A 17,740-nucleotide genomic window follows, 5' to 3' on the forward strand; every position below is an offset into this window, starting at 1 on the left:
CCGAGTTTCGCGCGATCGGCGCGCATTTCCGACGCCGCCTCCTCCCCAGCGGCCCAGATCGGCGCGCTGCCCCCACCGCCGTCGTCGAACGGCGCGGATGTCGGCCGGACGTCCATCATGGACGCATGACCACCGCCGCGTTCCGCATCCATCCCACGCCGATCGGCGAAGCCCTGATCGTCGTCTCCGAGACGGGGCTTGTGAGTCTCGACGTGCTCGACGGCCCCCACGACGATGCGCTCACGTCGGTGGGCATCGCGCTGCACGCGGTCCCCGAAGAGGATGCCGCGGCCACCGCGCACGTCGCCCTCCAACTCGACGAGTACTTCGCCGGCATCCGCACCGGCTTCGACGTGCCGCTGGACTGGCGACTCGTCGACGGCTTCGTGCGGGCGGCACTGCAGGCCGTCTGCGACATCCCGTACGGCGAGACGGCGTCGTACGCCGAGATCGCGATCGCGGCGGGCTCACCGGGAGCCCATCGCGCCGTCGGGTCGGCCTGCGCCCGCACGCCGATGTCGATCATCGTCCCCGCGCACCGCGTCGTGCGCGCCGACGGATCGATCGGCGAGTACGGGGGGCGCCCCGAGCGCAAGCGCTTCCTCCTCGACCTGGAAGACCAGGTGGCACGGGCCCGGATCGAGGGGGATGCCGTCGACGCGTAGGCCGTCGGCGGCGGAGGAACGGCCCCGGACGACGCATCGATCGCGTGTCCGGGGCCGTTCGGCCAGCCGGGGAGAGGCCTCTCAGGCCGACGTCAGTGCGACGTCGCCTTCTCGGCGCCGTGGCCGGTGAGCGAGCGCACCTCCATCTCCGCGGCCTTCACGGGGTCTTCACCGCGACGCGAGGTCACCGAGCCGAGCCAGCCGAGGAAGAACCCGAGCGGGATCGACACGATGCCGGGGTTGTTGAGCGGCCAGATCGCCGTGCCGACGTTCTTGAAGACGCTGGTCTCGGTACCCCAGAACACCGGCGAGAGCACGATCAGGAAGATCGCCGCCGCAAGGCCGCCGTACATGCTCCAGACCGCGCCGCGCGTGGTGAAGCGGCGCCAGAAGAGCGAGTACAGGATCGTGGGGAGGTTCGCCGAGGCCGCCACCGCGAAGGCGAGCGCGACGAGGAACGCCACGTTCTGCCCCTGCACGCCGATGCCGCCGACGATCGCGAGCACACCGATGACGATGACGGTGCGTCGTGCGACCTTCACTTCGCCGTCCGGCGGCACGTTGCCCTTCTTCACGACGTTCGCGTAGATGTCGTGCGCGAACGAGGCCGCCGCGGTGATCGTGAGGCCGGCCACGACCGCCAGGATCGTCGCGAAGGCGACGGCGGAGATGAAGCCGAGCAGGATCGGACCGCCGAGTTCCAGCGCGAGCAGCGGCGCCGCCGAGTTCACGCCTCCCGGCGCTGCGGCGATCCGTTCCGGACCCACCAGAGCGCCCGCACCGTAGCCGAGCACGAGGGTCAGCAGGTAGAAGAGGCCGATGAGCCAGATCGCCCACACGACCGACCGACGCGCCTCCTTGGCAGTGGGCACGGTGTAGAAGCGCATGAGCACGTGCGGCAGACCGGCGGTTCCCAAGACGAGGGCGATGGCCAGCGAGATGAAGTCCCACGGGTTCTTGCCGTACTGGAGTCCCGGCGCGAGGATCGCATCGCCCTGCGGCGACGCGGCGACGGCGGCCTCCAGGAGCGTGTTCAGGTTGAACCCGTTGATCGCGAGCACCCAGACGGTCATGACGACCGCGCCGCCGATGAGGAGGAACGCCTTCACGATCTGCACCCAGGTGGTGCCCTTCATGCCGCCCACGAGCACGTAGACGATCATGAGGAGACCCACGACGGCGACGACGATCGACTGCCCCACCTGCTCGGTGATGCCCAAGAGCAGGGAGACGAGGCCGCCGGCACCGGCCATCTGAGCCAGCAGGTAGAAGAAGCACACCGCGAGCGTCGTGATCGCCGCGGCCATGCGGACGGGAGCCTGCTTCAATCGGAACGACAGCACGTCGGCCATCGTGAACTTGCCCGTGTTGCGCATGAGCTCGGCCACCAGCAGGAGCGCGACGAGCCACGCGACCAGGAAGCCGATCGAGTACAGGAAGCCGTCGTAGCCGTTGATCGCGATGGCGCCGCAGATTCCGAGGAACGACGCGGCGGACAGATAGTCGCCCGCGATGGCGAAGCCGTTCTGCGGGCCCGTGAAGGAGCGCCCCGCGGCGTAGTAGTCGGCGGCCGTCTTGTTGTTGCGACTGGCGCGGATGACGATGAACAGCGTCACGGCGACGAACGCGCCGAAGATGGAGATGTTGAGGATCGGGTTGTTGTCGACGGTCTCACCGGCGGCCTCGATCGCGGCCCAGATCTCGTTCATACGCGCGTCTCCTTCGCCTCGAGGTCGGCCCGGATCTCGGCCGACGCGGGGTCGAGCCGGCGATTCGCATAGGAGACGTACCACATGGTGATCGCGAAGGTCGTGACGAACTGACCGAGGCCCATGACAAGGCCCACCGTGATGTCACCGGTGAGCCGCGTGGCCATGAAGTCGGTCGCGAACGACGACAACAGCACGTAGGCGAAGTACCAGACGAGGAACGCGACCGTCAGCGGCCAGACGAAGCTGCGATGGCGACGTTTGAGTTCCCGGAAGGGCGGCGAGTCCTCCACGGCGACATAGTCGATCCCGTCGGGGGGAGAGGCGGATGGAGCGGACATGCGATGTCTCCTAACCTTCTGAGCCGTCGTCATCGACGGCTGCGGCGACGGTCTCCGATGACCGCCGCGGTGGTATCGTCGACCCTACGAAAACGGATGACGCAGCCGTCACCCCCGGAAGTAGGTACACCGCGATGGCACTGTCCGGCCTCGCCTCCGACGCCGATCTCATGGCACACGCCATCGGCGACCTGGCGCATCGCACGGGACTGCCGGTCGCTTTCGGCGGCTACGAGCGTGAGGATGCCGTCGAGGTCACCTCCGTCGTCGGCAACCGCACGTCGCACCTGGCGGGTCTCGTCGTGCGCGCCAGCCGCGGGCTCGGCGGGCGGGCGATGGTCGAGAAGCGCCCGCGCCTCGCCTTGGACTACAAGTCCTCGCGTCACATCACCCACGACTACGACCGGGTCATCCTCGGCGAGGGCATCTCCACCCTCTTCGCGGTGCCCGTCCTCGTGTCCGGCGCGACGCGCGGCATCCTGTACTGCGGTTCTTGGAACCAGCTGCCCTTCGGCGAGAACGTCGCACGCCACGCGGTCGCCGTCGCCAACGACCTCGCCACGGAGTTGCGCGTGCGCGACGAGGTCTCGCGCCGGCTCGCCCCGCTGCAGCAGCCGGCGACCACTCCCCCGATCACGTCCGCAGCGCGCGAGCAGTTGCGCGCGACGTACGCCGAACTGCGCTCCATCGCCGCGGAGGTGACGGATGCCGGTCTCCGCGAGCGTCTGTCGTCGCTGGAACTGCGGCTCGCGTCCCTCACCCGCGAAGACGGCGAGCCGCACGAGCACCTGGACGTCCGGCTGTCGCCGCGGGAGACGGACGTTCTCGCGTGCGCCGCCCTCGGCGCCACCAACGGTGAGATCGCCGCGACCCTCCAGCTTCGCGAGGGTACCGTGAAGTCCTATCTGCAGTCGGCGATGTCGAAGCTCGACGCCTCCACTCGTCACGCCGCCGTCGCCAAGGCGCGCCGCGCCGGCATCCTTCCCTGACGGGTCCCCGGCGGGCGCTGTCGCCGATCGCCTCCGCTGACTAGGCTCGGTCCATGGCTCGCAGAATCGTGCATCAACTCGTCGACGACCTCGACGGGACCGTGCTGGAAGTCGGCGACGGGGAGACGGTGCTGTTCTCCCTCGACGGCACCGCCTATGAGATCGACCTCACCGACGAGAACGCCGCCGCCCTCCGCGACGCCCTCTCTCCGTACATCGCCGCGGCGCGCTCCGTGTCGGCGAGGACCGGTTCCGCACGAAGCGGTTCAACCGGCGGTCACCGCACAGGTGGCTCCGGAAACACGGCGCGCATCCAGCGGCGCGCGGGCCAGCGCGACTACGCGCCGGTGCGCGAGTGGGCCGCCCAGAACGGATACACCCTCTCCGACCGCGGCCGCGTGCCGGCCGCCGTCCTGGAGGCGTACGACGCGGCGAACTGACGAGGCCGTCCGTCGCACCCCGCGCACACCGCGTCTCAGCTCGGGCGGGCCGGATCGGGAACGTCGGAAAGGTAGACGTACACCTCGTCGCCCTTGACGGAGAACCGGATGCCGCTGACATCGCCGAGAGCGGCGCGCACCGTCTCGGGCACGTCCTGCTCTGCCAGGGCGACATCGACGACGGCTTCGAAGCCGGGAGCGGAGCACCCTCCTCGCGTCACGCCACCCGTGAACGAGGGTTCATCCTCGGGAGCGAGTTCCACCAGCAGGCAACTCACACCTTCGGCGCCGATACCCGTCGTGACGCGGATGCCGTAGAAGTCCTCGAAGCGCTGGGCCTCGGACTCCGGGCTGAAGAAGACGTCGTCGACGGGAGCGTCGAGCGGCTTCAGCACGGCATCCGGGCGGTCGGTCTGGGCCGTGGACCACAGGGTGACGGGCACGGTGACCGCGGCAGCGACGACAGCGCCGAGCACCGCCGCCGCGATCATGGGCAGCCGGCGGCGCCGGACCGGCACAGTTGCCGGAGGCGGCGCAGTGCGGGCGACGCCAGCGGGGACGGACCCCGCGTCAGGCGTCGCTGGCGGCTCGTCAGAGGGCGCCGTGAAAGAGATGGCGGGCTCGGCGGGCAGCGGTGGAGTCGGAGGGCGCGGCGGAACCTCGATGAGGGCGCCGGTGCGCGTCTGCGACTCGAGGTGGCGAAGACGCGCGAGGGCATCGGGATCACCGCCGATGTCGGCATCCGGCCCGTAGGCGCGGGAGCGCAGAGCGCGGAGCTCGTCGTCGAAGCTGTCCCCCATGTGCCCACTCTGCCATGCTCCGCCGGGGGCGCGGCGGGGTTCGTCAGCCGTTCCCGATTCGCATTCCGGATCGAGTGATTCGAGCACGGGCTCGCGGGCGCATAATAAAGAGGTGCCACGCCCGGGCACCCAAGACGAGTGAGGTCACATGCCGTATCGCGACCAGGCGACGGTGGAATCCTGGGTGGACCAGTTCCGCCGCGAGGAGATGCTGGCGACCTCTGTATCGGTGCTCGAAAAGGACTTCACTGCGGGACCGGAGTCCGGCATCGTCGTCGTCGGCCTGCGCACCGCATCGACCGTGACCTACATCGAGCCGATCATCGACGACGGCGCCCCCACCTGGGTCGTCACGTTCGAGCCGCGCCATGAGGGCTTCAATCTGGATGCCGAGGGTGTTGCCGCCCTCTCTCAGGACCTCGCTACCCTCGCTCGGCTGTGCGAGTTCCTCCAGCAGAAGACCGACGACGCCCTCCGTGCGAAAGCGGAGTCGTCGTCCTTTTCGTGACGCCGGGGCTCACAGATACGGGACGACTGCTCCCGCCGTGAGTGCCACTCCACCAGCCACGACACCCGCCACCACGGCGACGCGGTGGAGGACGCTGAGGCGACGGCGCTGACCCTCGTCGGGAACGGGCGTCGTCGGCACCGACAGCACCGCCCGCTGGGCTTCCTTCAGCGTGTCGTATCGGCCGACCGGCGTCGACCGGCCGTCGAAGGCCAGAAAACTCCCATCGCGGGCCTGGTCGACGTAGCCGACGAACTCACCATCGCGTGAAGCGACGTGGAACCCGGATTCGACGCGTGCCCAGGTGGCGCGGGTGGAGACGAGCTCGAGAAGCGGGCTGGTCATGCCGCCCTCCGGAGACCGGCGGCGACCGCCACCGGGTGCGACGGAGCAGAGTCATCGGCAGCTTCGGCGGCAAGGTCAACGAATACTCCCGCCGCACTGCTGGCCGCCTGCGCCATCTCTTCGAGGTAGGCGCGATCGATCGGAGCGTTGTGATCGACGTCGAAGCGCAGCGGAATAGCCGCCTGCAGCCAGATCGTGGAGCGGCCGTCGGAGCCGTCAGGCTTGCTCCACGACAGCGTGAAACTCTCGGAACGGCGCAGCTTGGTGGACGTCACGACCTTGAGGTGCGCGAGAATCCGGTCCGGCATCTCGATCGGCTCGGTGCTGTTGCCGTAGTAGAGGTACCCCATGCTGTGACTCCCTTTCGAACAGAATTACTTGCCTGAAAGGTTACTCACAGAAAAAGTAGTTAGTCAAGCGAGATACTTCATGGGCTGTATTGTGTAGTTTTGAGTTATCGGAGCCACGGAGGTGACCATGAGCGAGACCGATACCGATCACACTGTCGACGCCGTCCTCGACGCGTATCAGCGTTTCCGCGACGCCGACGCGGCAATGCTGCTGCGCATCCGCACCGAGACGGGAATGAGCGACAACGAGCTCGCGATCGTCCGCTTCCTCCTGCGCGAACGCAGCTCCGACCACGACGTCATGCCCAGTGAGATCTCCCGGCACCTCGGGATCAGCTCGGCATCGACCACCGCCCTGATCGACCGCCTCGAGCGGTCGGGGATGGTCGAACGCGTCAGCCACCCCACCGACCGCCGGAGCATCCTCGTCGCCGCGACCGACAAGGCGGAGCAGGCGATCGCCGATACCCACGAGGCCTTCCAGCGCCGGCTCATCGAACTCACGACAAGTCTGGGCGAACAAGAGCGTCGCGACGTTCTCGCCTACCTCACGGCGCTCGCGGAGGCTGCGGACGCCACCGCCACCGCCATCGACAGCGCTCGTCGACGCTGAAACCCGCGCCGCGGCGACCCGTCGCGGAGGAGATCACGCGTCGATGTCGTCGACGGCATCCTTCATCGCTTCGAGGAACTCGACCACGGTCGCACGCTGATCGACGGAGAGTCCGCGAACGACGCCCATCATGCGCGCGTGCATCGTCGACAGTGTGTGCCGGATCTCCTCTTCCGCCATCTCGCTGGACGTGATCACCACGCTGCGGCGATCGGTCGGGTGAGCGAGGCGCGTGATGTGTCCGCTCTTCGCGAGCCGGTCGAGCAGCGCGGTGGTCGATGCGGAGGTGATCCCGAGATAGCGGCTCAACTGCACGGGGGTGACGATCTCGTCTCGGCCGCGAGCGCGGGCGAGGTACCGCAGCACGAGGAGCTCGTTCTCCCCCATGTCCATGGACTGCTGCGTGCGGCGGCGCATAGCGACTTCGGCGGCGCGATAGGCGCGCATCGCCTCCAGTACCTCGATGCTGCGTGAGTCATCGCCGTCGGCGTACCAGTACGACGCGCCACTCTCGGAACCTGTCACGGTGAACCATTCTGACTGATGGATCGGCCGTACCGAGTCAGGAGACGTCGCCGCGCCAGGAGCCGGTCTCGCCGCCCCGGGCCTCGATGAACTCCTTGAAGTTGGCGAGGTCCTTCTTCACGGCGTGGTCGTCGATGCCGAGCACCGCCCCCACCTTCTCGCGCAGCCCCTCGGGCTCCCACTGCAACTGCACGGTCACACGGGTCGAGACATCCGTGAGCCGGTGGAACGTCACCACGCCGGCGTGATCGACATCGCCCCCGACGCTCGTCCACGCGACGCGCTCGTCCGGATGCTGTTCCGTGACTTTGGTCGTGAATTCTCGCTCGACACCCGCGATGGTCACCTTCCACAGATTGGTCGCATCGTCGACCTGCGTGACGGCATCCACGAAACGGAGGAACTGCGGGAAGTCCTCGAACTGCGTCCACTGGTTGTATGCGGTCGTGACGGGCACGTCCACGTCGATGCTCTGGGTGATCTCAGCCATGTCGTCGGTTCCTCTCCCCGAAGCTGTCTGCCTCGGGACCCACGAGTCTCCGGGAGGGCGCACGCCGGTGGATCCCCGTTGACACGTTGCCACGGGTGTGCAAAATGGATCGCCATAGGGGTCGGTAGGAGAACCACACCAGTGAGGCGAAGTCAACCCCCACTTCGAGATTTCTCTCGGAACGTAGGGTCGTTGTAATGGATACTTGTGGGCACGCCTCCCCCGGGGCGTGCATTTCAGCTGCCCTCGCTCCAGATGGCGACCTCATGCGTAGGTGGAGCTAGATGGCGGAACGTATACGGATCCGAGCGGCAGGGGCACAGGCCGTGGAGGACACCTGGCGTACGGTGGTGCCCTCTGCGCGGTTGCGGCGCTCCGACCATCCGCGCGTGTCTTTCGACTGGACCTCGGCCTCGATCGACGGCATGACCGCCGTCGCCTACGATCTCGAGGCATCCGTGCGCTCCTCCGTCGACCCGCTCGATCAGGTCGTCGTGTGCCGGGTGCTCACCTCGGAGGGTGGCGCGTGGGACGAACGCGGTGCGCTCAGTGCGAAGCAGCCCTGGGTGAGCGCGGATCGCGCCGTGCACGCGCGCTGGGACGGACGCGCACGGGTCCACGGCCTCGTGTTCGAACGCCGACTCATCGACCTCGCGGCGCGACGCATCAGCGGTGACGACACCCTGGCCCTGGGCACCTGGGACTCGCGTCCGGTCACAGAGGCCGCGGGCCTGCAGTGGCAGCGGACGTACCGCTACCTCGCCGAGACGCTTCTCGCGTGCGAAGACGGTCCCGGTGACATCGTCGAGAAGGAACTGCGTCGGCACGCCGTGCACGCGACGCTCGCCGCCTTCTCCCCCGCCTTCCTCGACAGCACGGCCCGGTCGGCACAGCGTCGTGCCGCACCGGCAACCGTGCGCCGCGCCATGGCCTACATCGACGAGCACGCTCATGAGCCGATCACCGTCGACGATGTGGCTGAGGCCGCCGGCATCTCGACCCGCGGCCTCCAGTACGCGTTCCGACGCGCGCTGGACACGACGCCGATGGAATGGCTGCGACGGGCGCGACTGGCTGGCGCGCACCGCGCACTGTCCCAGCCGGGCGCGGGCGCGGTGGCGGAGATCGCACGTCAATGGGGCTTCGAGCATCCGTCCCGCTTCGCCGCGCACTATCGTGCCGCGTATGGAGTGAATCCTGGTCACACGCTTCGGGCGAATCGCTGAGAAGGCCGCACACATGGGCAGATTGGTGTACGACGGTTTGGTGCGCCTCTCGGTGGACGACCGCACGCTCACGCACCTGCAGGTGGTCATCGGCGACAAGCTGCGTCGGCGAGAGGCGTTCACGCTGTCGTGGGCGAATGGTCTCGACGAGGGCGGCGGCCGCATCGCGATCTGGGTGCACCCCGGCTCGGCACTGTCGTTCACGTTCGACAAAGGAGAGCGTCATCGCCTGAACCGTGCCTGGCTCATCGCGCTCGCGAACGCCGCGAACACGTCCGCCGGGCTCCAACTGGTGCCCGAACCGACGACAGAATCCGACGCAGAGACTGCAGAATCGACCTCATGAACCACTCCACCGGTGACGACGACGGCATCCGTATCGATCGCATCCGGGTCGAGGATGCCGGTGAAGTGCTCACGATTCAGCGTGCCGCGTTCGTGAGCGAGGCGCAGATCTACGGGGGCGCGGACTCCGCTCCCCTCACCCAGACCCTCGAGCAGCTCGAAGCCGAGCTCGCCGACGGCGGCGGCTGGGTCGCCCGCCGCGGCCCGAGGATCGTGGGAGCGCTGCGATGCCGCGAGGCCGACGACGTGCTGCTGATCGGACGTATCGCGATCGCTCCCGACGTGCAGGGCGAGGGCATCGGGAGGCGCCTGCTGGCGGCTGCGGAGGAGCACGCCACCGCGAGCGTCGCCGAGCTGTTCACGGGGAGTCTCAGCGAGGCGAACCTCCGCCTGTACCGCAGCTGCGGTTACGAGGAGACCGAGCGCATCGATCAGGGCGACGGCACGGCCCAGGTGTTCCTGCGCAAGCCGCTGCGCTGACGCCTGGCGCTCACCACCGCGTCGGAACGGTGCCGTCGGCGAGGAACCCCGCGGCCACTTCGTACAGTCGCGCGACATCGCGAGGCACGAGCGTCTCGAAGAATGCGAACGCGTGGATCATCCCCGTCGCGACGACGAGCGACACGCGCGCCCCGGCATCTCGAGCCCGGCGGACGTACTCCTCGGCTTCCGAGCGCAGCGGGTCGTACTCGGCAGCGATCACGAGCGTCTCGGGCATGTCGGCCGAGAACGGGCCGGATACGGGCGACGCTTCGGTGCGGTCGACGCCGGCGGGGAAGTACTGGTCGAAGTACCAGGCGACGCGCTGCGCCGAGAGGAAGTACCCGGCGCCGAACTCGGTCATCGTCGCCCCGCTCATCGTGTAATCGAGGCTCGGGTAGATCAGCACCTGCCGCTCGATCGCGCAGGTGCGCCGTTCGGCCGCCGCTCGCATCGCGAGGGAGGCGACCTTCGCCGCCCCGCCGGAGTCGGCGACCGCGTGCACGCGTCCCGACCACGGGATGCCGACGAGTGCCTCCTTCAGCCGGTTCAGCACGGCAGCGGTGTCGTCGAGGCCGGCGGGGTAGGGCCATTCCGGCGCGCGACGGTAGTCCACCGATACCACCGTCATCCCGCTCGCCGCGGCGGTGCGGCGGGCCGACCCGTCGTAGACATCGAGGTCACCGGCGACGTGGCCCCCGCCGTGCACGAACAGGACCGCGTCGCGTTCCTCCTGCGGCGCGGGCGCGTAGACGCGCACCGGAACACCCGCCGCCGATCCGCCCCGGACGAGGGCGACCGAGGCATCCGGCGCGGAGTATGCGCGCAATCCTGCCAGCGCGGCGCGAGCGGACGCGGGAGTGGGGGCCACGCCGTCCCGCTCGGCCTGCGCGACGAGCGGAGCGAGCTCGTCGAGATACGTCCGGAAAGCGGGATGCAGCGGCATGGTGACAGTGTGGCCCAGACTTCGCGCATCGCCCAGGCTCGCCGAAATGAACAGTAGAGACGAAGGCGCTCTCCCTAGTAGCCTCTCGTTCTGTCCCCCCGACGACGCCGTTGCGCCAAGGGGGGCCATGTGAACGAGAACAGCATCAGCACGCAAGTGCTCCTGTGCGTCATCGGGGTGGGATTCGTCGTCGCCGGCGTCACCTCGATCGACACCGACGCGTTCCTCGGCTGGGTCGGCGCGATCGGCGGTGCGCTCATGATCTCGGGCGGCGTGTGGACGATCGCCCAGCGCCGCCGCGGCTGAACCGCCGCGTCAGGCGATCTCCTCGAGGGTGAGGTCGAGCATCCTCACGAAGTACGCCGCCTCCTCGCTCGTCAGGGTCAGCGGAGGTTTGATCTTGAGCACGTTCTGACGCTCGGAGGTCGGCTGGACGATGACCCCGCGCTCCCGCATGCGCTCGCAGATCCGTGCCGTCTCGGTCACCGCGGGGGTGAGGGCCACAGGGTCGGTGACGAGTTCGACGCCCTGGTACAGACCGGTGCCGTGCAGAGTGCCGATCAGCGGATGCCGGTGGGCCAGCTCGGTCAGGTCGCGCTGCAGCTGCGCGCCCACGATCCGCGCGCTCTCGACGAGTCCCTCGTCGGTCAGCACGTCGAGCACGGCGAGGGCGGCCGCGCACGAGGCGGGCGCGCCGCCGGCGGAGGAGAAGAACTGCCCCTCGCGACCGAGCGCGTCGGCGATCTCGCGGCGTGTGAGCACCGCTCCGACCGGGTAGGCGTTGCCGAGCGCCTTCGCCGTCACGACGATGTCGGGCGTCGCGCCCTGGTCGAGGAAGCCCCAGAACGCGCGGCCGAGGCGGCCGAGTCCGACCTGCACCTCATCGGCGATGGCGAGCCCCCCGGCATCCCGGATCGCGTCGAACGCCCCGGCCAGGTAGCCGGCCGGGGGGATCACCCCGCCGCCGTTGCCGTGAATCGGCTCGGCGATGAACGCGGCCGGCGGGCGACCGGATGCCGTGAGCTCCTCGAACCGCTCGCGGAGGTCGCGCAGGTACGCCCCCGCGGAACCTTCGCCGCGGTGGACACCGCGGTACGGGTTCGGGGCGTCGGCGATGTGCACCCAGTCGGGACGCGAGTCGAGCGCGTGCGGGTTGTCGAACGCCGAGGTGGAGACGGCATCCGCCGCGTACGACCAGCCGTGATACCCCTCGCGGAGGGCCACGACGTCGCGACGTGCGGTGGCGATCGTCGCCAGACGCAGGGCCAGGTCGACGGCTTCCGTGCCGCTGTTGACGAGCAGCACCGTGTCGAACCGGGCCGCCGGAACCGTGGCGAGCAGGCGTTCGCTCAGCTGCGCGATCTGCGGATAGAGGAACCGCGAGTTCGTGTTGAGGGTGGCCAGTTGCGCGGCGACGGCTGCCGTGAGGCGGGGATGGGCGTGCCCGATCGACGACACGTTGTTGACCATGTCGAGGTACGCACGGCCCGTCGCGTCGATGAGGTGGCTGCGCCAGCCGCGAATCAGGAGGGGCGGTTCGGCGAAGTAGTGCTCCTGGGCCGCGGCGAACACGCGTGTCTTGCGGCGCGCCTCGACGGCGGCGGTCGGCAGGTCGGGCAGCTCGGAGATCCCGAGGAGCGGTGCCGGATCGAAGGTGAGCGCGCGCCACCCCGCCGCCCACGGCTCGGCGACGTACTCGGGAGGCTCTGGCGCGTCGGCGGGTCTCCAGACGACACGCACGGCCCGATCGGAGACGCCGAGCACGTCCCCCGCCCGCACGACCGCACCGACCGCGCCGTCCGGCAGGGACGGCCGAATACCGGTGACCGTCAGCCGCGTCCCGGCGAAGGCGAGCACTACGCTCTCCGCGGTGACGGCCTCGACCGTCGCATCGTTCGGCGACCGAATGGGCGCTCCGGCATCCCCCACGATCGTCGTCCCCAGTGGGACGTTCTCGGGAGGAGTCGGCGTCAGCGCGGGAGTGCGCGTGAGGTCGGGGCGCCCGTGCGGGATCGCGACGGCTCGCCCGGCGGGAGCGTGCCTGCGGAGCAGATCGGCCCTGGCATCCGCGCCCGCCCGCCACACCCCGTCGGCCACGAGCGGACTCGCCGGTGCGAGGTCGATCGCGGCGGGAGGCTCGGCGAGCATCGGGACGAAGCCGATCGCCGACGGCTGCGCGCCCGACGCGAGGCCCGCCTCCGCCGCAAGGCCCGCCCGCGCCGCGATCGTTGCGGCGGCCAGGTCGAGGTCGACGCCGGCGGCGGTGTCGAACACGGCCAGCTCCTCGGCGAGACGCTCCTGCACGTAGTCGTTGTCGGCGTCGAGACTCCCCTGATGGATGCCGCTGACCACCAGCACGCACCCACGGAGCACCACGAGCGGCCACAGCGCCGCCACCTCGGCGCGCGACAGGGCGACCCCGGCGGCGTAGGCCTCGATCGCGGACAGCGCGACGGTCGCGTCGCCGTCGGCGCGGGTCAGGATGCCGGCGGCGCTCACCGCGATCTCCGCGACGCGCCAGCCCCACGCGAGGTCGCCGAAGTCGATGACGGCGAGGTCGTCGCCCGTGGTGCGGACGACGTTGTCGGGGGTGAGGTCGCCGTGCACCGGCACGACCGGCAGCTCTGCGGCCACGGCCTCGACCCTCGCCCATGCCGCGGCGGCGGCATCCGTCAGTCGCGTGCGCAGCGCGTCTTCGGCCACGCCGCCGAGGAACTGGTCGATGACGGCGCGGCTGCGGCGCATGTCCCACTGGAGGTGGCGGTCGAGGCCGGGATGCGTGAATGTCGCGAGCGACGCGGTGAGCCGCGCGGCGAGCGCGCCGAGCCGGGCCGCGTCGCGATGACCGAGGCGCACCGCGTCGGCGAGGGGTGCACCCTCGACGAAGGAGAGCATCCGCGCGCGGTAGGCGGCCGTGCCGTTGGTCACCGGCTGGAGCAGCTCGCCATCGGCGCCGGGCACCGGCTCGGGCACACGGATGCCGTCGGCAGCGAGGTGCTGGAGCCCGCGCGTCTGCGCGTCGATCTCCTCTGGCAGGAACACCGGGTTGTCGATCTTCAGGAGCCGCCGGGTGCCGTCGGACGCCGTCAGCAGGAAGTTCCGGTCTTGATTGCTGCCGAGTTCCGTCGCCGACGCGTCGATGCCGAACCGCTCGCGCGCGAACGCGGGCACGCCGGCTATCGAGACGTCAGGGCGTCGCATTCCGTAGGCGGTCGAGTCGTCGGTCATCGGGTTTCGTCCTCCGGGTCCACCAGCACCGAGCCGAGTCTGACACGTCCCGCGCTTCCCGCGCACCGCGCGGCGCGACCCCGAGCGGGCACCGCGTGAGAAACACCGCGCCGAGTCGTCTCCGATGGTGGGCGCTCATTCATGAGTTGCGTGGATCGAGAGGGGATGCCGTGAGAGCGGGAGCCGGAATCGAGCTGACCGGGCACGCCGTCGAGCACGCGGCGACGGCCCTGGCGGCCACCGGAGACGCCGAGCTGTCGAGGTGCCTCTCGCTCACCGCACCGGGATCGGAAGTCGTCATCGCGACACTGGAACGCGTCGATGAGTTGTCGTGGGCGCTGCGGGCATCGCTGCGACAGACGGCAGCATCTTTGGCCGACCGCGTGCGTCGCATCGGTGTCGAGTTCGATGCGCTCGACGGGGCGCTGGCGGGCGCGCCGTGACGATACCCGATCTCGGCGCCGATCCTGCTGCCGGCAGCGCCGAGGGCGTCGGTGAGATCGCCCGCAGTTTCCGGGCCTACGCAGGCGCGTCGGAGCGCAATGCGCGCCGCGCCGCCCGGGCGATCGACACTCTGGCGAACACCGGCGCGGATGCCGTGGAGGCGGCACGATCGGACATCGCCGTCCTGCGCGCGAAGTACGCGGCCGAAGGCGAGGCCTCGTCGCGCGTCGCCGGCATCCTGGAGTCCTATGCCGACGCGATGAGCGACCTGCGTCGGCGCGCTGAGAGCATGCGCGAGGAGGTCGAGCGGGCGTGGGCGTCGCTGGGAGAGCGGCGCGCCGCCGCCCTCGACGGCGGACTGGAGGGTCTGCAGGGGTGGCCGTTCCCGTGGGATGAGGTGATGCCGGCCTGGCTCTGTCCGGGCGACCCCGCCCGATTGCAGCAGTGGCAGGCAGCGATCGAGGAGTTCGAGCAGGCGCGTGCCGCCTACCGCCGTCTCGCGGTGGAGCGGGCAGAGCTCGATCACCGCACCCGAGACCGCCTGCGGGAAGTGCCGCTGTTCGCCGAGCTCACCGATCGGTGGCGGCTGCGCGGAGGCGGCGCCGACGCGATCGCCGACGTGTGGGCGGGCGACACGACCGACATCACCCCGGAAGGCCTGGTCGCGATCGGGGATGCCGGTCTCGTGCGCCGCGTGTGGGATGCGCTGTCCGAGGAGCAGCAGCGTGACCTGATCGCCGCGGGACCGGCTCTGCTCGGAAGCCTCGCCGGCCTTCCGCCGTGGGCGCGTGTCGCCGCGAACCGGTTCAACGCGAAGGCGCGCGCCGCCGAGGTGCGACGGATACTCGCGAGCGAGCCGCATCCGTTCTCCCCGCGAGCGGGCCACGAACTCGACAAGCTCCGCGCAGAGCTTCACTACCTTGACCAGGTCGTGGAAGGCCGCGTGCAGGTGTACTTCTACGACCACACGACCGACAGCATCATCGAGATGATCGGAGAGCCGGGGCCGACCACGGCGGAGATCAACACGTACGTTCCCGGCACCTACACGAGTGCGCTGTCGGTCTACCGAGGCGAAGTACAGCAGGTCGGTCGATGGCTCAACGAGAGCAGCGGAGGATCGATCGTCACCTTCGTGTGGAAGGTCGGACGCTTTCCGGGCGAGAACGAGTACACGGGGATCGCGTCGTTCGCGCGTATCGGTGAAGCGAACGATGAGGGCATCGCACTCGACAAGGGGCAGGAGATCGCCGCTTTTGAACGGGAACTGGATGTGGCGGTGGGCGACGTCGACGCCGATCGCAACGGCATCGGCTTCTCATGGGGACTCACCGGGATCACGGCCTCCGAAGTGGCCGGCGCGAGGTACGACGGGGTGTTCTCGCTGGCAGGCGCCGGCATGCCGAAGGATTGGGAGCCGTCCCCGACGACGAACTACGAGCACTTCTCCTACACGGACGCCCTGACCACGGCACAATCCTTGGGGGTGGTGTGGGAGGGGCGGAACCCGGGCACGCACGCCGCGTTCACCCCGCACCTCTTCTCCGACTCGGCCGACTGGGTCTTGCCCATTTATCCGCCGAGCAGCGGGTTCGCGCACTCGGTCGAGCAGCCGGAGCCCTTCCTCTTGCCCGGCAACTGGACCGGTATCGACACCCACAACCTGATCGCGTCCAATGATCCACGCAACCAAGACGCGCTCGAGCTGATCGGCAAGGCACTGAAGTGAACAGACCCAAGAGCTTGCGGTGGGTGGCCAGTCTGGTCCTCGCCCTGACGCTCGCGCTCACCGCGTGCGGAACAGGAGTGACCGTGGCAGACCCGGATCTCACCTTGCACGGCGCGAAAGCGATCGCGCAAGAGGGTGAACGCGACATCGTCGCCCTTATCCCCGACGAGCTCATCATCTCAGTCGACCAACGCCCCACCGGATCACTCCTGAGCTGCACCGGCCAACGCAACTACCAGTGGGCCGGCGGCACCACCGTCACCGTCATCCCAGACACCGATCTCGACGCGATCGTCGACGACATCGCTCACGCGTACAAGGCCAAGGAGCCATGGACGGTCACCCGCCGCACGGAGTCGGCCGGCTACCCCAAGTACCTCATCAGCCATCCCCATGCGGCCAGCTACGTGGTGAGCGCATGGACAGACCCAGACCAGGTGAACATCTACTCCTTCTCCCCCTGCTTCCACCTCCCCGACGACATGACTCCTCATGGCTCGTACTGACGTCTCACCGCAACCACGCCGGAACCGTGCGCGCTTCACGATGCCCGCGCTCACGCTCACACTCGCGCTCACGGCGTGCGGAGGAGGAGTGACCGTGGAAGACCCTGATCTCACCCTCCACGGGGCGAAAGCGATCGCGCAGGAAGGCGAACGCGACATCGTCGCCCTCATCCCCGACGACCTCATCGTCTCCGTCGACCAACGCCCCACCGGATCGCTCATGAGCTGCACCGGCGAACGCAACTACCAGTGGTCCGGCGGCACGACGGTGACGTTGGTCGGCGGAACAAACAGACGCCTCATCATCGACGAGGTGGTGAGTGCGTATGAGCGGATGGATGGATGGAGCACCAGGGACACAAGCGATGCCGCCGGGTACGCACAGGTCACCATCCAGCGGCCTCTGAGCGGCGGCTACCTTCTGAGCGCATGGAATGACTCCGCGGACATCAATGTCTACTCCTTCTCCCCCTGCTTCCACCTCCCCGACGACATGACTCCTCATGGTTCGTACTGACGTGCCACCGCACCCACGTCGGAACCGTGCGCGCTTCACGCTGCCCGCGCTCACACTCACACTCACACTCACGATCACAGCGTGCGGAACAGGAGTAACCGTGGAAGACCCGGATCTCACCCTCTACGTGGCTAAAGCGATCGCGCAGGAAGGCGAACGCGACATCGTCGCCCTCATCCCCGACGACCTCATCGTCTCCGTCGACCAACGCCCCACCGGATCACTCCTGAGCTGCACCGGCGAACGCAACCACCAGTGGGCAGGCGGCACCACCGTTCACGTCGCACCCGACACCGACCTCAAAGCCGTCATCGACGACGTAACCCACGCATACTCAGAGCAGCCCGAATGGGAGGTCACACGCGAGACAGCGACCGACGGCGCTCCCCTCGTCACCCTCTACCGAGTCACCACCGGCGGCTACCTCGTCAGCGGAGAAGAAGATCGATCGACCATCGAGATCTACTCCTTCTCCCCCTGCTTCCACCTCCCCGACGACATGACTCCTCATGGTTCGTACTGAGCCGTCACCGCACCCACCCGC

23 protein-coding genes are annotated in these 17,740 nt (G+C 69.0%); 14 read left to right on the plus strand and 9 right to left on the minus strand.

All coding sequences use genetic code 11. The features are described 5' to 3' along the window. Positions 1-125: 125 nt before the first annotated feature. The gene (locus tag P0Y48_06750) at positions 126-665 is read left to right on the plus strand and encodes a methylated-DNA--[protein]-cysteine S-methyltransferase (protein WEK14882.1); all 540 of its coding nucleotides are present in this window, start codon (positions 126-128) and stop codon (positions 663-665) included. A gap of 92 nt (positions 666-757) precedes the next feature. Here P0Y48_06750 and P0Y48_06755 read toward each other — a convergent pair whose 3' ends face one another. Together P0Y48_06755 and P0Y48_06760 are read right to left on the minus strand one after the other, a co-directional pair. Further along, positions 758-2,374 (minus strand): cation acetate symporter, encoded by a 1,617-nt coding sequence (locus tag P0Y48_06755; GenBank protein WEK14883.1) that lies wholly within the window; start codon positions 2,372-2,374, stop codon positions 758-760. Next, positions 2,371-2,715: a DUF485 domain-containing protein gene (locus P0Y48_06760; protein ID WEK14884.1), complete on the minus strand. Its 345-nt coding sequence runs from the start codon at positions 2,713-2,715 to the stop codon at positions 2,371-2,373. The genes P0Y48_06755 and P0Y48_06760 overlap by 4 nt, the downstream gene beginning before the upstream one ends. 134 nt (positions 2,716-2,849) lie before the next feature. Between P0Y48_06760 and P0Y48_06765 the strand changes: the two genes are divergently transcribed. Together P0Y48_06765 and P0Y48_06770 are read left to right on the plus strand one after the other, a co-directional pair. Next, the gene (locus P0Y48_06765) at positions 2,850-3,704 is read left to right on the plus strand and encodes a LuxR C-terminal-related transcriptional regulator (GenBank protein ID WEK14885.1); all 855 of its coding nucleotides are present in this window, start codon (positions 2,850-2,852) and stop codon (positions 3,702-3,704) included. 53 nt (positions 3,705-3,757) lie between these two features. Continuing rightward, the gene (locus P0Y48_06770) at positions 3,758-4,144 is read left to right on the plus strand and encodes an Lsr2 family protein (GenBank protein ID WEK14886.1); all 387 of its coding nucleotides are present in this window, start codon (positions 3,758-3,760) and stop codon (positions 4,142-4,144) included. A 35-nt stretch (positions 4,145-4,179) separates the two neighbouring features. Here P0Y48_06770 and P0Y48_06775 read toward each other — a convergent pair whose 3' ends face one another. Next, positions 4,180-4,944: a hypothetical protein gene (locus P0Y48_06775; protein ID WEK14887.1), complete on the minus strand. Its 765-nt coding sequence runs from the start codon at positions 4,942-4,944 to the stop codon at positions 4,180-4,182. Positions 4,945-5,092: 148 nt separating this feature from the next. Here P0Y48_06775 and P0Y48_06780 point away from each other — a divergent pair, with 148 nt between their 5' ends. Then, positions 5,093-5,452: a protein-L-isoaspartate carboxylmethyltransferase gene (locus P0Y48_06780; GenBank protein ID WEK14888.1), complete on the plus strand. Its 360-nt coding sequence runs from the start codon at positions 5,093-5,095 to the stop codon at positions 5,450-5,452. 9 nt (positions 5,453-5,461) lie between these two features. Here P0Y48_06780 and P0Y48_06785 read toward each other — a convergent pair whose 3' ends face one another. Together P0Y48_06785 and P0Y48_06790 are read right to left on the minus strand one after the other, a co-directional pair. Then, positions 5,462-5,797: a peptide ABC transporter permease gene (locus P0Y48_06785; GenBank protein WEK14889.1), complete on the minus strand. Its 336-nt coding sequence runs from the start codon at positions 5,795-5,797 to the stop codon at positions 5,462-5,464. Beyond that, positions 5,794-6,147, minus strand: a complete 354-nt coding sequence (locus P0Y48_06790; GenBank protein WEK14890.1) for a hypothetical protein — start codon at positions 6,145-6,147, stop codon at positions 5,794-5,796. The genes P0Y48_06785 and P0Y48_06790 overlap by 4 nt, the downstream gene beginning before the upstream one ends. Positions 6,148-6,274: 127 nt before the next feature. Between P0Y48_06790 and P0Y48_06795 the strand changes: the two genes are divergently transcribed. Continuing rightward, a complete protein-coding gene (locus P0Y48_06795) occupies positions 6,275-6,760 on the plus strand; it encodes a MarR family transcriptional regulator (GenBank protein ID WEK14891.1) in 486 nt (161 codons plus the stop codon). 33 nt (positions 6,761-6,793) lie between these two features. On the opposite strand, the gene P0Y48_06800 is transcribed toward P0Y48_06795, so the two are convergent. Both P0Y48_06800 and P0Y48_06805 read right to left on the minus strand, forming a co-directional pair. After that, on the minus strand, positions 6,794-7,285 hold the full coding sequence (locus P0Y48_06800; protein ID WEK14892.1) for a MarR family transcriptional regulator: 492 nt from the start codon (positions 7,283-7,285) through the stop codon (positions 6,794-6,796). A 37-nt stretch (positions 7,286-7,322) separates the two neighbouring features. After that, positions 7,323-7,775 carry an SRPBCC family protein gene (locus tag P0Y48_06805; GenBank protein WEK14893.1) on the minus strand — a complete coding sequence of 151 codons (453 nt, stop codon included), beginning with the start codon at positions 7,773-7,775 and terminating at the stop codon, positions 7,323-7,325. A 389-nt stretch (positions 7,776-8,164) separates the two neighbouring features. On the opposite strand from P0Y48_06805, the gene P0Y48_06810 reads away from it, so the two are divergent. Genes P0Y48_06810 through P0Y48_06820 form a run of 3 tightly spaced genes read left to right on the plus strand, consistent with a single transcriptional unit; the run spans position 8,165 to position 9,826 of the window. Further along, positions 8,165-9,001 carry an AraC family transcriptional regulator gene (locus tag P0Y48_06810; protein WEK14894.1) on the plus strand — a complete coding sequence of 279 codons (837 nt, stop codon included), beginning with the start codon at positions 8,165-8,167 and terminating at the stop codon, positions 8,999-9,001. Positions 9,002-9,014: 13 nt separating this feature from the next. Next, a complete protein-coding gene (locus P0Y48_06815; protein ID WEK14895.1) occupies positions 9,015-9,347 on the plus strand; it encodes an ATP-dependent DNA ligase in 333 nt (110 codons plus the stop codon). Continuing rightward, complete coding sequence (locus P0Y48_06820; GenBank protein WEK14896.1) at positions 9,344-9,826, plus strand: GNAT family N-acetyltransferase; 483 nt, start codon at positions 9,344-9,346, stop codon at positions 9,824-9,826. Before P0Y48_06815 ends, P0Y48_06820 begins: the two co-directional genes overlap by 4 nt. A 10-nt stretch (positions 9,827-9,836) precedes the next feature. On the opposite strand, the gene P0Y48_06825 is transcribed toward P0Y48_06820, so the two are convergent. Continuing rightward, entirely contained in the window at positions 9,837-10,772 is a 936-nt protein-coding gene (locus tag P0Y48_06825; GenBank protein WEK14897.1) for an alpha/beta hydrolase, read from the minus strand. Positions 10,773-10,901: 129 nt separating this feature from the next. Here P0Y48_06825 and P0Y48_06830 point away from each other — a divergent pair, with 129 nt between their 5' ends. Then, positions 10,902-11,078, plus strand: a complete 177-nt coding sequence (locus P0Y48_06830) for a hypothetical protein (protein ID WEK14898.1) — start codon at positions 10,902-10,904, stop codon at positions 11,076-11,078. A gap of 9 nt (positions 11,079-11,087) precedes the next feature. Here P0Y48_06830 and P0Y48_06835 read toward each other — a convergent pair whose 3' ends face one another. Next, a complete protein-coding gene (locus tag P0Y48_06835) occupies positions 11,088-14,000 on the minus strand; it encodes an aminotransferase (GenBank protein WEK14899.1) in 2,913 nt (970 codons plus the stop codon). 170 nt (positions 14,001-14,170) lie between these two features. Here P0Y48_06835 and P0Y48_06840 point away from each other — a divergent pair, with 170 nt between their 5' ends. The 5 genes from P0Y48_06840 (at position 14,171) to P0Y48_06860 (ending at position 17,719) form a co-directional block, all read left to right on the plus strand. Next, on the plus strand, positions 14,171-14,443 hold the full coding sequence (locus tag P0Y48_06840) for a hypothetical protein (GenBank protein WEK14900.1): 273 nt from the start codon (positions 14,171-14,173) through the stop codon (positions 14,441-14,443). Further along, positions 14,440-16,173, plus strand: coding sequence for a hypothetical protein (locus P0Y48_06845; GenBank protein ID WEK14901.1), 1,734 nt, complete (start codon positions 14,440-14,442; stop codon positions 16,171-16,173). The genes P0Y48_06840 and P0Y48_06845 overlap by 4 nt, the downstream gene beginning before the upstream one ends. 23 nt (positions 16,174-16,196) lie before the next feature. Beyond that, on the plus strand, positions 16,197-16,679 hold the full coding sequence (locus tag P0Y48_06850; protein WEK14902.1) for a hypothetical protein: 483 nt from the start codon (positions 16,197-16,199) through the stop codon (positions 16,677-16,679). A 94-nt stretch (positions 16,680-16,773) separates the two neighbouring features. Beyond that, positions 16,774-17,196 carry a hypothetical protein gene (locus P0Y48_06855; protein WEK14903.1) on the plus strand — a complete coding sequence of 141 codons (423 nt, stop codon included), beginning with the start codon at positions 16,774-16,776 and terminating at the stop codon, positions 17,194-17,196. Between the two features lie 100 nt (positions 17,197-17,296). Continuing rightward, positions 17,297-17,719: a hypothetical protein gene (locus P0Y48_06860; GenBank protein ID WEK14904.1), complete on the plus strand. Its 423-nt coding sequence runs from the start codon at positions 17,297-17,299 to the stop codon at positions 17,717-17,719. Positions 17,720-17,740 lie beyond the last annotated feature (21 nt).

The organism is Candidatus Microbacterium phytovorans (genome assembly GCA_029202445.1).
Lineage (GTDB): Bacteria > Actinomycetota > Actinomycetes > Actinomycetales > Microbacteriaceae > Microbacterium > Microbacterium phytovorans.

Excerpts from the sequence above, each read along its gene's own strand:
- P0Y48_06825 (WEK14897.1), bottom strand. The coding sequence starts at position 10,772 with ATGCCGCTGCATCCCGCTTTCCGGACGTATCTCGACGAGCTCGCTCCG.
- P0Y48_06765 (WEK14885.1), top strand. The coding sequence starts at position 2,850 with ATGGCACTGTCCGGCCTCGCCTCCGACGCCGATCTCATGGCACACGCC.
- P0Y48_06815 (WEK14895.1), top strand. The coding sequence starts at position 9,015 with ATGGGCAGATTGGTGTACGACGGTTTGGTGCGCCTCTCGGTGGACGAC.
- P0Y48_06820 (WEK14896.1), top strand. The coding sequence starts at position 9,344 with ATGAACCACTCCACCGGTGACGACGACGGCATCCGTATCGATCGCATC.
- P0Y48_06835 (WEK14899.1), bottom strand. The coding sequence starts at position 14,000 with ATGACCGACGACTCGACCGCCTACGGAATGCGACGCCCTGACGTCTCG.
- P0Y48_06805 (WEK14893.1), bottom strand. The coding sequence starts at position 7,775 with ATGGCTGAGATCACCCAGAGCATCGACGTGGACGTGCCCGTCACGACC.
- P0Y48_06750 (WEK14882.1), top strand. The coding sequence starts at position 126 with ATGACCACCGCCGCGTTCCGCATCCATCCCACGCCGATCGGCGAAGCC.
- P0Y48_06755 (WEK14883.1), bottom strand. The coding sequence starts at position 2,374 with ATGAACGAGATCTGGGCCGCGATCGAGGCCGCCGGTGAGACCGTCGAC.
- P0Y48_06775 (WEK14887.1), bottom strand. The coding sequence starts at position 4,944 with ATGGGGGACAGCTTCGACGACGAGCTCCGCGCTCTGCGCTCCCGCGCC.
- P0Y48_06760 (WEK14884.1), bottom strand. The coding sequence starts at position 2,715 with ATGTCCGCTCCATCCGCCTCTCCCCCCGACGGGATCGACTATGTCGCC.
- P0Y48_06790 (WEK14890.1), bottom strand. The coding sequence starts at position 6,147 with ATGGGGTACCTCTACTACGGCAACAGCACCGAGCCGATCGAGATGCCG.
- P0Y48_06785 (WEK14889.1), bottom strand. The coding sequence starts at position 5,797 with ATGACCAGCCCGCTTCTCGAGCTCGTCTCCACCCGCGCCACCTGGGCA.
- P0Y48_06795 (WEK14891.1), top strand. The coding sequence starts at position 6,275 with ATGAGCGAGACCGATACCGATCACACTGTCGACGCCGTCCTCGACGCG.
- P0Y48_06770 (WEK14886.1), top strand. The coding sequence starts at position 3,758 with ATGGCTCGCAGAATCGTGCATCAACTCGTCGACGACCTCGACGGGACC.
- P0Y48_06780 (WEK14888.1), top strand. The coding sequence starts at position 5,093 with ATGCCGTATCGCGACCAGGCGACGGTGGAATCCTGGGTGGACCAGTTC.